General features: G+C 41.4%; 10 protein-coding genes. 9 read left to right on the forward strand and 1 reads right to left on the reverse strand.

Translation table 11 applies throughout. From position 1 onward, the window contains the following. Both L1D51_RS17405 and L1D51_RS17410 read left to right on the forward strand, forming a co-directional pair. The coding region (locus L1D51_RS17405) for a serine hydrolase domain-containing protein (RefSeq protein ID WP_239964355.1) at positions 1–1,551 on the forward strand (1,551 nt) is incomplete at its 5' end. A 117-nt stretch (positions 1,552–1,668) separates the two neighbouring features. After that, on the forward strand, positions 1,669–2,700 hold the full coding sequence (locus L1D51_RS17410; RefSeq protein ID WP_239964356.1) for a GGDEF domain-containing protein: 1,032 nt from the start codon (positions 1,669–1,671) through the stop codon (positions 2,698–2,700). A 10-nt stretch (positions 2,701–2,710) separates the two neighbouring features. On the opposite strand, the gene L1D51_RS17415 is transcribed toward L1D51_RS17410, so the two are convergent. Continuing rightward, positions 2,711–3,655: a LysR family transcriptional regulator gene (locus L1D51_RS17415; RefSeq protein WP_239964358.1), complete on the reverse strand. Its 945-nt coding sequence runs from the start codon at positions 3,653–3,655 to the stop codon at positions 2,711–2,713. A 118-nt stretch (positions 3,656–3,773) separates the two neighbouring features. Here L1D51_RS17415 and L1D51_RS17420 point away from each other — a divergent pair, with 118 nt between their 5' ends. From L1D51_RS17420 to ppiC, 7 genes are all read left to right on the forward strand, one after another. Next, positions 3,774–4,940: an efflux RND transporter periplasmic adaptor subunit gene (locus L1D51_RS17420; protein ID WP_239964360.1), complete on the forward strand. Its 1,167-nt coding sequence runs from the start codon at positions 3,774–3,776 to the stop codon at positions 4,938–4,940. A 6-nt stretch (positions 4,941–4,946) separates the two neighbouring features. Next, the gene (locus tag L1D51_RS17425; RefSeq protein WP_239964362.1) at positions 4,947–8,093 is read left to right on the forward strand and encodes an efflux RND transporter permease subunit; all 3,147 of its coding nucleotides are present in this window, start codon (positions 4,947–4,949) and stop codon (positions 8,091–8,093) included. Beyond that, positions 8,086–9,492, forward strand: coding sequence for a TolC family protein (locus tag L1D51_RS17430; RefSeq protein WP_239964371.1), 1,407 nt, complete (start codon positions 8,086–8,088; stop codon positions 9,490–9,492). Before L1D51_RS17425 ends, L1D51_RS17430 begins: the two co-directional genes overlap by 8 nt. Positions 9,493–9,505: 13 nt before the next feature. Beyond that, the gene (locus L1D51_RS17435) at positions 9,506–10,528 is read left to right on the forward strand and encodes a zinc-binding dehydrogenase (RefSeq protein WP_239964363.1); all 1,023 of its coding nucleotides are present in this window, start codon (positions 9,506–9,508) and stop codon (positions 10,526–10,528) included. A 2-nt stretch (positions 10,529–10,530) separates the two neighbouring features. Next, a complete protein-coding gene (locus L1D51_RS17440; protein WP_275669209.1) occupies positions 10,531–10,929 on the forward strand; it encodes a thiol-disulfide oxidoreductase DCC family protein in 399 nt (132 codons plus the stop codon). 16 nt (positions 10,930–10,945) lie between these two features. Beyond that, positions 10,946–11,620: a lysoplasmalogenase gene (locus L1D51_RS17445; protein WP_239964367.1), complete on the forward strand. Its 675-nt coding sequence runs from the start codon at positions 10,946–10,948 to the stop codon at positions 11,618–11,620. Between the two features lie 63 nt (positions 11,621–11,683). Further along, positions 11,684–11,962, forward strand: coding sequence for a peptidylprolyl isomerase PpiC (gene ppiC, locus L1D51_RS17450; protein ID WP_239964369.1), 279 nt, complete (start codon positions 11,684–11,686; stop codon positions 11,960–11,962). Positions 11,963–12,111 lie beyond the last annotated feature (149 nt).

A 12,111-nucleotide genomic window follows, 5' to 3' on the forward strand; every position in this document is an offset into this window, starting at 1 on the left:
GTACTACACCTTGTAACAGAAGGTAAACTGTCTCTCGATACACCAGTTAATGAAATTTTATCTGATATTAATTTTAAAAATTCCTGGTCATCAACCAACCCTGTTCGGGTTAGACACTTGCTTGATCATACATCTGGTCTCGAAGATATTCGACTTTGGCAACTTTTGACGACAAAAGCTGAGCCTGATACAGCCCTACAAAATACTATTGCAGCGAATCAATTACATATAAGAAATCGCCCAGGAAGCCGCCTTTCATATTCTAATATTGGGTATGCTTTACTTGGTATGGTGATTGAAACGGTTGTTAATGAGCGCTACGAAGCATACCTCGATAAACAATTACTAGCGCCTCTGGGTATGCACATGAGTACGTTTGAATTTGTATCACAAGAAGGCCCTTTTAGAGATCCAATGCTCGCAATGGGTTACTTCGAAAATGGTGTCAGCCAAGTCACACTCCCTATGTATTTAAGACCTGCAGGACAATTCACAACGACAGCTAATGACATGGCACTGTTTGCTAGATTCTTGATGGGTGATGGAAAGGTAAATGGACGTGTATTTATCGAATCTTCATTATTAAAAAGTATGGGTACGCCTTTCAAAACCGAAGCTGCTTTAAATCAATTAACGGACATTGGTTACGCGTTTGGAGTTACAACTCGTGATAGGCATGGTGTAGTGGGTAAGTGTCATAGTGGCTCTACATTGGGTTATCGGACTAACTTTTGTTATTTCCCAAATGAGCAAAAAGCATTTTTTATTGCTTTTAATGCTGATATCGAAACAGCTGATTATACACAATTTGATGATATGTTGATTAATCACCTTGATATTAAAAAATATAAAGCATTGACGCCATCAAGCTCAGAATTAAAAGTAGATGAGTGGCAAGGCTTTTACACGCTTTCTCCAACCCGAATGAAGCGTTTTGAGTATTTTGACCAATTACTTCACTTTGCATTTGTATCGTTAGATGGGAACGATCTCGTACTTAAGCCTTTTCAGGGGCACGAGAAAGTCTTGCACCCTGTGGGCGGTAATTTATTTCGTGAGAACACAAAGCGAGTAGCCTCTCATGCACTATATATTTCTGACGGTGGTAAACACTTAATCACCGATGGTTTTCGAACATATAAGCAGACTAGTCTTTGGGTACTGGTCCCAATGTGGTTGAGTTTAATATTTGGGTTAATCGGTTTGATATGGATACTGATTTACGGCTCTATTTGTTTGGTTTTAGGCCGTTTTAACTTAATGAGAAAAGTACAGATTCCTTTTTTAGCTACGACATTTCTGCTGGTCCCACTGCCATTGTTCTTGACTCAGTCATTTTTGCATATTGGTGAAGTGACAGCTGCGAGTAGTATTTTAGCTATAGCAACGACAATTTTACCGTTTGCCATGTTGTTTGGTTTATGGCATGTATTAAATTATAAAAAAATGCCTCTTATTAATTACTTGAATGGTTTTGCAATGTTTTGCACATTACAATGGTCTGTCATTTTAGTGATTTGGGGAGTGTTCCCCCTAAAGCTTTGGGGCTAGTTGATTTAATATTCACTGTAATAGAGTGCATCTTTATGCACTTTTTAGTAATAGCTTGTTCCTATATTACTTGTTTCGCGTTAAAATTAGGCAATTACAACAATAACGAGAAACCGGATGGATATTGGGGCGCTAAGAGGCACTCAAGCATTACGAAATAACGTTCTTAAATGGATGGGCTTTTGTCTTGGTGTGCTGGCTGGAATATTCGCCGGTTTTAATCTTTTTATAAATGACTTTTTTGTACTTGGCGCATTAGAAGTCGTTTTTGCGTCGTTTTGTTTTTATATATTTTTTTATACCCGAAAACGCAATGGTCATCTTTGGCAGTCGCTTACCTTATGCGTGTTTTTAACGCTACTAATTACGTTAGGTACTTATCTCAGCGACATTAAAAGTTTGTTGTTTATTTGGACGTGCTCACTACCGGTTTTATTTTATCTGTTATTAGGTAAGCAATACGGCAAAGTTTTGTCGCTTCTAGTGGCTGTGCTACAAGGGGTTATTCTATTAACCAAGCCAAGTCTTGAACCTCTCAATAGTGTTAACTTTTTACTTAATTTTTCGTTTACTTACATAAGTATTTGGGCAGTGTCTCATACCTTTGAAAATAGCCGTGCACAATATGGTAAGCGGCTTGAGAACTTAGCGTTACTAGACCCTTTAACCGGAGCCGGTAACCGCCTGGCGATGACCCATTATTTTGAAGTTGAACTTAAAAACAAAAATGGCTTGTTTATTTTAATGCTCGACCTTGATTACTTTAAGAATATAAATGATCAATATGGCCATGAAGTGGGCGATCGCATTTTAATTGACGTAACCAGTTTCTTTAGACAGCGTATTAACAGAGGCTATGTTTTTCGTATTGGTGGTGAGGAGTTTGCTATCTTCTTACCTGACAGCGACCCGCAAAGTGCCTATGAATTTGCAGATATGCTGCGCGACCACTTAGCAACAACTATCCACAACATTGATGAGCAAGCTATTAATTTGACCATTAGTATTGGTGTTGCTTGCTACATGCCAAATCAAACCCTGAAAAACTTTATTAAGCGTGCTGACGATGCGCTATACCAAGCCAAACAGCAAGGTCGAAATAGAGTGGTAACGGCGTATGAGTTAAGCCAACAAAATAAAGCGAGTTAACGTTTTAAACTTAACCTTTGTACATAGTGTCAAAGTCAGGAATGTTTGCTTCCCATACTGGAATATCTTTGCCTATGTATTCACGCATAGCATCAAAGAATAAACGTGTTCTTACAGGCAAGTCTCTGTGTGGGTAAACCGCATACACCGCGCTGTAATCGAGTAATTCCATATCGGTTAAAATTGGTACGAGATCGCCACGTTTAACTTCATCATCAAGAATAAAAGCCGGTGCTAAAACATATGCATTTCCTGAGATAGCCTTCATCAAAAGTACTTCGGCATCGTTCGCACGAAAGACGCTTTTGATATTTTGCTCAATAATATCGCCGTCGCCATTGCGATAACGAATACCACTAATACGTTTACTCGGGCTTGAATAGCTCGCAGCAGGTAGCTCTTTTAAATCCTCAACATGTTTTGGCATACCGTAGGTTTCAATAAACTCAGGTGAAGCAAGCAATAACATACGATTGCGGGCAATATTACGGGCAATAAATGATGAGTCTTTTGGTTCGCCAACACGGAAAGCCAAATCATAGCCCTCTGATACTAAGTCAATCAGTCTGTCGTCTAAACGAAGCTCCACTTCAACTTGCGGGAAACGTTTTTGAAAGTCGTTAATGACTGGTTGGATATAACGCTTACCGATAATACTTGATGAGGTAATTTTTAACGTACCACGGGGTTCTTGGTGGTAATTCTCTGCCAGTCTTACGGTATCAGATAACAAATCTCTGAGTTCAGCTGCTTTTTTTACCATTTCTGCGCCAGCGGCAGTCAACGAAAAAGAACGCGTGGTACGATTGAGCAAACGCACTCCTAATTCATCTTCAAGACGGCTAATTTGTTTTGAAATGACTGAGCGGTCTATATTTCTAGACTCAGCAGCTTTAGCAAATGAGCCTCGTTCAATCACTTCAAGCAACATTAATAAGCGGCTGGTGGTATCCATAGCAGTTCCTCAAACTTTATTGGTGCCATTCTGGCATTAATGAATTTAAAAATCTATCATTTTTATCCGCTAATTAGTTCCGTAACATTGTCTCCAATCTATTAACAGGAGAGTCGTGATGAACAAATCTATTCTTGCAGTGGCAGTGACCATTGCGAGCTTAACGCTTGCAGGGTGTGGCACAGAAGCCAATCAAGCAGCGCAGCAACAGCATTTACAACCAATCGATGTAGCACAAGTGCTTGTTAAGCCGGTACAAAATTGGCACACCTATACAACGCGTTTAGAAGCACCACAAGAAGTCGCGCTTATGCCGCGTGTTTCGGGTGTTATCGATAAAATTAACTTTAAAGAAGGTGACAGCGTTAAAGAAGGCGATTTGCTTTTCACCCTTGATGCTCGTCCATTTGCTGCCGTAGTAGATAGCTTAAAAGCGCAAATCGAAAGTGCTAAGGCAGCACTTGAGCAAGCTAAAAGCGAAGCAAAACGCGCAGATCGCTTAACTGAGCGTAAAGCGATTTCAACGGAGCAAGCTGAGTCTCGTAAATCAACACTAAGACAACGCGAAGCGCAATTGTTAGCTCTTCAGGCTGAGCTTACTGCCGCAGAGCTTGATTTAGCATTTACGCAAGTGCGCTCGCCAATTGATGGCGTTGTATCGCGCGCGAATATCACCAAAGGTAACAACGTTCTTGCAGGTCAAAGTGTATTAACAAGCATTGTTTCAAACCAGCAAATGTATGCTTATTTTGATATTGATGAACGCACGTGGAATCGGTCATTTGCTGATGTGACAGCGCAAAGTGAACAAGCAGTTGTGATGCAAAAAGTGGGTCAAACCAGCTTTAACTACAATGGCAAAATCAACTTCATTGATAACCAAATCAACGAAACTACCGGCACTCTTCGTGTACGTGCAGTGTTTGAAAACGATGAACAACAATTACGTGCAGGTTCATTTGCTCGTATCAAACTTGCTGCCAATAAAGTGAGCGAAAAAGTCATCGTGCCAGAACGTGCAATTGGTACTGATTTAAAGAATCGCTTTGTACTTACAGTAGGTGAAGGCAATGTTCTTGAATATAAATTAGTGACTGTGGGTGAGCGTTACGGCAGCTTACGAGCGATTACATCGGGTCTAAACGAAAATGATGTGATTGCTGTGAATGGTCTGGCGCGTGTTGGCCCTGGTATGCCCATTTCACCAAACACAGTCACTATTAATAGCGACGGAATTGCATTCACTCTTTCAAATAATCACTCAGATTTGGTTGCTAAACAGTAGGTCAAAATGAAATTTTCACACTTTTTTATCCAGCGACCCATCTTTGCAGCGATGCTGTCGCTTATCTTTCTCATCGCAGGGGCAATCTCGTTATTTCAATTGCCAGTGAGTGAGTACCCAGAGGTAGTGCCTCCAACGGTTGTTGTGACGGCAAGTTACCCGGGTGCAAACCCAACAGTGATTGCCGAAACGGTAGCAACTCCGCTTGAGCAAGAAATCAATGGTACTGAAAACATGTTGTATATGTTTTCGCAAGCGACCAGTGATGGCCGTATGACTTTAACCGTTACCTTTGCATTAGGGACTGATTTAGACCGTGCGCAAGTACAAGTGCAAAACCGCGTTAACAGTGCGCTTCCACGATTACCGCAAGAAGTTCAGCGTTTAGGTGTTGTAGCCGAAAAATCATCACCAGATTTAACCATGGTGGTGCATTTGTACTCGCCTGAAAAAACGCATGATACAACTTACTTAGCGAACTATGCCGATTTGTATATCAAAGACCAAATTGCCCGTCTTCCGGGTGTGGGTGATGTGCGTATGTTTGGGGGTGGTCAATACTCAATGCGTGTATGGCTTAATCCAGATGCACTCTCTGCACGTGACTTAACAGCTATGGACGTAGTAAATGCGTTACGCGCGCAGAACCAACAGGTTGCTGCGGGTAGTTTAGGCGCGCAACCTACCTCGAAAAGTAATCAATTTCAAATTCTGATGAATGTAAAAGGGCGTTTAAGCTCACAAGAAGAATTTGAAAATGTGATCATCAAAGTAGGTGAGCAAGGTCAGCTTACACGTTTAAGTGATGTTGCACGCCTTGAATTAGGCCAAGACACTTATGCACTAAGAGCGATGTTAGATGGTCAACCAGCACTTGCTATGCCTGTTTTCCAACGCCCTGGTTCTAATGCGATAGAGCTTTCTGATCAAGTGCGTGAAACCATGAAATTATTATCAAAAGACTTTCCTGCAGGTGTTGAATACGACATTGTTTATGACCCAACTGTATTCGTACGTGGCTCAATTGATGCTGTTATTAAAACGCTACTAGAGGCAATCGCATTAGTTGTAATCGTTGTTGTGGTGTTTTTACAAACTTGGCGTGCATCGGTTATCCCGCTTATTGCGGTACCGGTATCTTTGATTGGTACGTTTGCGGTTATGCAATGGTTGGGTGTGTCGATTAATACCTTATCGCTATTCGGCTTGGTTCTTGCCATTGGTATTGTTGTTGATGATGCTATCGTGGTGGTTGAAAACGTTGAGCGTAATATCGAGCAGGGCTTATCGCCACTTGAAGCAACCCGTGTCGCAATGACCGAAGTAACAGGACCAATTATCGCCATTGCACTTGTACTGTGTGCGGTATTTATTCCAACGGCTTTCATTACGGGGTTATCTGGTCAATTTTATAAGCAATTTGCCTTAACTATCACAATTTCGACGGTTATCTCAGCGTTTAACTCGTTAACTCTATCACCTGCATTATCAGCGCTGTTACTAAAAGGTCATGATGCAAAACCAGACCGTTTAACTAAGTTATTAAACCGCGTATTCGGTAACTGGCTGTTTAAACCATTTAATCGCTTGTTTGATAAAGGCGCTAATGGCTACGAAAAACTGGTACAAAAACTAATTCGTATGAGTGTTATTGTATTAGTTGCGTATGTTGCGCTTGTTGGTGGCACAGTTAAATTGTTCGATGCTGTACCAGGCGGCTTTATCCCACAGCAAGATAAGCAATATTTAGTGGCTGTGGCACAGCTACCCGATGCGGCAAGTTTAGACAGAACCCAAGAAGTTGTGCAAGAAATGGAACAAATTGCATTACAAGTACCGGGTGTTGCAAATACAGTATCGTTTCCTGGCTTATCGGTGAATGGTTTCACAAATAGCCCTAATAGCGGCATTGTATTTACACCGCTTGCCCCTTTTGAAGAGCGTCAAGATCCGAGTATGTCGGCAATGGCTATTGCGGCTCAGTTAAATCAAAAGTTTGCTAGTATTGATGAAGCGTTTGTTGCGGTATTTCCGCCACCGCCAATTCAAGGCTTAGGTACTACGGGTGGCTTTAAACTACAAATTGAAGACCGTGCTAATAAAGGTTTTGAAGCACTCTTTAATAGCTTACAAGCAACCATTGCTAAAGCGCAGCAAGACCCTGCATTAATGGGCCTTTACTCGAGCTTTAGAATTCAAGTGCCACAAATGGATATAGACATTGACCGTGAGCAAGCGCTTATTCAAGGTATTCCACTTGATGAAGTATTTAATGCCTTACAAGTGTACTTAGGTTCTGTGTACGTCAATGACTTTAACTTGTTTGGTCGTACTTATCAGGTTAATGCACAAGCTGATGCCGATTACCGTCAAGATCCTGAGCAAATTTTGAATCTTAAAGTACGTAACCGCATGGGTGAGATGGTGCCTTTAGGGTCAGTATTAACGGTAACGCCAACAACAGGCCCAGATCGTGTAATGCACTATAACGGTTATCCAACAGCTGAACTAAATGGTAGCCCTGCGCCAGGTTATAGCTCAGACCAAGCGCAACATGCGATTGAAGCAATCCTTGCCGATACATTACCAAATGGTATTGAGTTTGAATGGACAGAAGTAACGTATCAGCAAATATTAGCGGGTAATACCATGGTGTATGTTTTCCCACTGGTTGTATTACTTGTGTTCATGGTACTAGCTGCGCAATACGAGAGCTTAAGATTACCACTGGCTATTATTCTGATTGTGCCTATGACGATTTTCTCGGCCTTGTTAGGTGTGTGGCTTGTTGGTGATGACAACAACATTTTCACGCAAATCGCATTAATCGTACTGGTTGCACTGGCAAGTAAAAATGCCATCTTGATGGTTGAATTTGCACGAGATCAGCATAAAACGGGGCTGTCTCATCTTGAAGCTATCATCAAAGCGTGTCGCTTACGACTTCGCCCAATTTTAATGACGTCAATTGCCTTTACAGCAGGTGTTGTACCTCTTGTTTTAGCAACTGGTGCAGGTGCTGAGATGCGTCATGCCATGGGTAACGCAGTGTTCTCAGGCATGATTGGTGTAACTGTGTTTGGCTTATTGTTCACCCCGGTGTTTTATATGTTAGTCACTAAAAAATCGCAGAAGGAGCAACATGATGCATAGGCCTGTTCAAGCAATCTTTAAATACGGCAAACTAGTTAGTGCAATGCTATTAGCCGGAGCACTAGCAGGCTGCGCACAAAGCGTCGATATGCAAGAGCAGCAAGTGAGCCTGACACAATTTGTTAGCGATACACAAATTGGTGAACAAAACGAAGGTGCAAGCGAAAATAATTGGTGGCGCCGTTTAGATTCGCCGCAGTTAAACAATTTAGTGACTGATGCATTAGCAATGAATCACGACTTAAAAACCAGTCAACTTCAACTTGATGCAGAAATTGCCCGTTTAGGTGCAGCCCGCGCGGATTATTATCCGCAGGGTAGCCTAAGCGTAGGCGCAGAGCGAAGCAGCTTAGATGGTGTTATTACCCGCCAATCAAACGCTGGTGTTAATGTTAATTGGCAGCTTGATTTGTTTGGCCGTATTACCGCGCTTGTCGATGCTGCTAATGCAGGTGCACTAAACCAAGCAGAGCAGCTAAGAGCATTACAGGTTGAAGTAGTCTCGGCTGTAGTGCAAGGCTATGTAAGCTATCAAGGTAATGTGCAAAAGCAAGCTATCATTGAAATGCAAATCGAGGCGCTCGAGCAAAGTATTGATGTGCTCAAAGCGCGAGTAGAAGAGGGGGTTGCGAATGAGCTTGATCTTAACCGTACTCTTGCGCAGTTAAAGCAGCAACAAGCGCTTATTCCTGAGCTTAGTTATTTGCAATATAGTGACCTCGCAACCCTTGCGGTACTAACTGGTCGACTTGCAAGCGATATAACACTGATTGAAGAGCCTGAGTTATTAAGCCACGAATTTAGCGTGTCGTTTAATAAAGCCAGTGAAGCAATGGCACTGAGACCAGATATCACCAGTGCTTTGTATCAGTTTAGTCAGGCTTATTCGCTAAGTGTTGCCGCCTCAAAAGCATTACTGCCAGATATTAGTCTGGCAGGGTTTGCAGGTGTGGTGAGCTTAACCAGTAATGGCTTAGAAGATACTGTGCAACAATGGCAAGTAACGCCAAAACTTGAATGGTCATTACTCAGCTATCCTGCATTATTAGCGCAGCGTGATGCACAGCAGTTTTTAAGTGAAGCCGCTTACAGTGACTATCAAAGTAAAGTATTAAAAGCCATTAGCGATAGTGAACTTACTTTACAAAGGCTAGTCAAACAACAGCAACAGTTAAGTTATGCTGACCAACGTTTTAATTATGCGAATAAAGCATTTGGTCAAGCTCAAGCAATGTATCAAGAAGGACAAATTCCTTACTTAGAGTTGTTAGATGCGAGACAGGATGTTTTAATAGCGCAAGAGAACGCTGTTGATTCAACAATTGCTTCATTACAGGCCAAAGTAAGTGCTTATCAAGCATTTAATGGTCGTTGGAGTTTTGAACTAAACAACCTTTAACCCAGAGTATTAAATGTCACATATTCAACAAACTACAGATCTTCCGTCAACAATGCGCGCGCTCGCACTGCTTGAGCCAAATGACGCGATTATGTTATCTGAGCTCTCTGTGCCAGTACCGAGCCCTGAAGGCAATGAGCTCTTGATTAAAGTTGAATATGTGGGCTTAAATCATGGTGATGCCAACTTTGCAAAACAAGGTTTTTGTAAATGGCATTACCCGCATGTATTAGGCCATGATGCTGTTGGGGTGGTTGTTCAAGCAAATAAAGGTGTATTCCCAGGTGTGGGGGCACGTGTGGTATGGCACGCCAGCCTTGGTGACCAAGGCGTGTTATCTGAATACACAACTGTACCAAACTATGCGGTATCGGTTGTGCCAGATAACGTATCACCGGCAGACGCTGCAACCTTACCTTGTTCAGGTATGACAGCATTAATTGCTCTTGATAAGTTACAGCTAAGCGAAGGGGATTCACTGTTTATTGATGCAGGTGCAGGCGGCGTTGGCCAATTCGCTATTCAATTTGCAAAGCAACGTGGTGCAACCGTGTTTACCACTGCCAGCAAACACAATCATAAGTTACTTAAGCAATTAGGTGCTGATGTTGTATTTGATTACAAAGACCCAAAACTTGAAGATAAAATTCGCCGTGAATTAGGTCCGCAGGGCTTTGACGCGGTGCTTGATTGTATTGGTGGCGATACTACCATTCGTAACGTTGAGCTAATGCGCTTTTGTGGCCGTATTGCTTGTTTAAATGAATTACCTAAGTTTGAACAAGAACTTATGTTTAGGCGCGCACCAAATATTGGCATTGTATCGTTAGGCGGAGCGTGGCTTGCAAATAGTTTATGTGCGCAACAAAAGCTGAGCTTTATGGGTAACTTATTACTCGATAATGCAGCCCGAGGCGAGATCAAACTGCCACAAATTCATGCCGTTGATTTTACCGCAGAGGCTGTTTCTGCTGCTTTAAATAAACAACTTGCTGGTGGTTTTACCGGAAAACAAGTAGTGCAAGTAAGCGGTTGATTTTGCAAACTCACTGCCCAATCATACTGTTTGATGGTCAGTGCAATCTGTGCCATTTTTGTGTGCAGTTCATTCTTCGCTTTGATAAGCAAATAACCTTTAAGTTATGCCCAATGCAAAGCGATAAAGGTGAGCGTTTATTAAAGGCTTACAAAGTTAAAGATCCACTTTCCTCCATGTTAGTGATTGATAAAAACCAGCTATATAAACAAAGTGACGCTATGTTATTTATCGCAACACAATTAGGTTTTCCTTTTTCTGTAGCTAAGGTGTTTAAGCTACTGCCAAAAGGTTTTCGCGATCGTATCTATGATTGGGTTGGCCGTCATCGTTATCGTTTTTTTGGCAAACGGACACAGTGTAAGTTACTGACCGAAAAACAAAAGCAGCATTTTTTATAAACATTTAGAGTAAAGCTTGCTATTCTCTTTATTGGGAACAAATCACAATAATAAGAATATGAACATACTCTTTCTAATCTTTAGTTCGGTCTACATTGCTTTATTGCTATTACAACCAGCATTACCTCAGCCTTTTATGGCGCTATTTAAAACATTACCAATCGGCCTGTTGATTGTGGTGGTGTTAAAAGAGCGCAGTCAGTTACAAAATCGCACTTTTATTACTTTATTATTCGCTCTTAGTTTTTCAGCACTAGGTGATGTGTTGTTAGCCCTTGATACGGGGCAACTGTTTATAGGCGGTTTAGCGGCATTTTTTGTCAGCCACGCTTTTTATATCATTACAATGTTGCCAATTAAAAACTGGCGACTAGACGTTGTATTTCTTTATCTATTTTTGGCTATCATCGTTTTTTGCTTATTCTATCCAAACTTAAATGACCTGCTCATTCCCGTGCTTTTTTATATGTTGGTGCTGACCATAATGGCAAGCCTTACTTGGATGACTGATAAATCTAACGGCTTTTTAGTGTTAGGAGGGGCATTGTTTGTTGTATCAGACTCTATTCTTGGCCTTAACCGTTTTTATTTAGAAATAGCACATGCAGATATCGCAATAATGATAACGTATTACATTGCACAGCTTTGTTTGGTGACAGGATTTTTGCAAGCAACCGGTAAACATAAATAGCCGCAGTGGCTCAGTGGTGATTGCCGTGATAAAATACGCGCGTTTTAATTTTCGAGATTTCCCATGGCAAATACAGCGCACGCACTGCACATTCTTGTTAAGCACAAAGAACAAGCTGAAGACATTATCAAGCAACTAAAAAAAGGTGCTAAGTTTCAGACTTTGGCTAAAAAACATTCAACCTGTCCGTCAGGTAAAAAAGGCGGCGATTTGGGTGAATTCAAACGCGGGCAAATGGTGCCACAGTTTGACAAAGTAGCTTTCAGCGGCGAAATCTTAGAGCCACATCTAGTGAAAACTCGCTTTGGTTGGCATGTAATCAAAGTGCTATACAGAACTTAAAGTTTAAAGCCTGCCTAAATAGTGTAAGACATGTTGTTAGTCTTATACTTTTCATCTCAGTGAGTTAAAGCGCTAGGTTTAACTCACTTTGCCCAAAATCAGACCGTTATAGTTTGTAATTCAAAGGGCTATTTTAAGTCCTTTATTTT

This window comes from Pseudoalteromonas shioyasakiensis (assembly GCF_022398475.1).
Taxonomy (GTDB): Bacteria; Pseudomonadota; Gammaproteobacteria; order Enterobacterales; family Alteromonadaceae; genus Pseudoalteromonas.

Coding starts and splice junctions, on each gene's coding strand:
- L1D51_RS17410 (WP_239964356.1), top strand. CDS start 1,669: ATGGATATTGGGGCGCTAAGAGGCACTCAAGCATTACGAAATAACGTT.
- L1D51_RS17430 (WP_239964371.1), top strand. CDS start 8,086: ATGCATAGGCCTGTTCAAGCAATCTTTAAATACGGCAAACTAGTTAGT.
- L1D51_RS17435 (WP_239964363.1), top strand. CDS start 9,506: ATGTCACATATTCAACAAACTACAGATCTTCCGTCAACAATGCGCGCG.
- ppiC (WP_239964369.1), top strand. CDS start 11,684: ATGGCAAATACAGCGCACGCACTGCACATTCTTGTTAAGCACAAAGAA.
- L1D51_RS17420 (WP_239964360.1), top strand. CDS start 3,774: ATGAACAAATCTATTCTTGCAGTGGCAGTGACCATTGCGAGCTTAACG.
- L1D51_RS17415 (WP_239964358.1), bottom strand. CDS start 3,655: ATGGATACCACCAGCCGCTTATTAATGTTGCTTGAAGTGATTGAACGA.
- L1D51_RS17425 (WP_239964362.1), top strand. CDS start 4,947: ATGAAATTTTCACACTTTTTTATCCAGCGACCCATCTTTGCAGCGATG.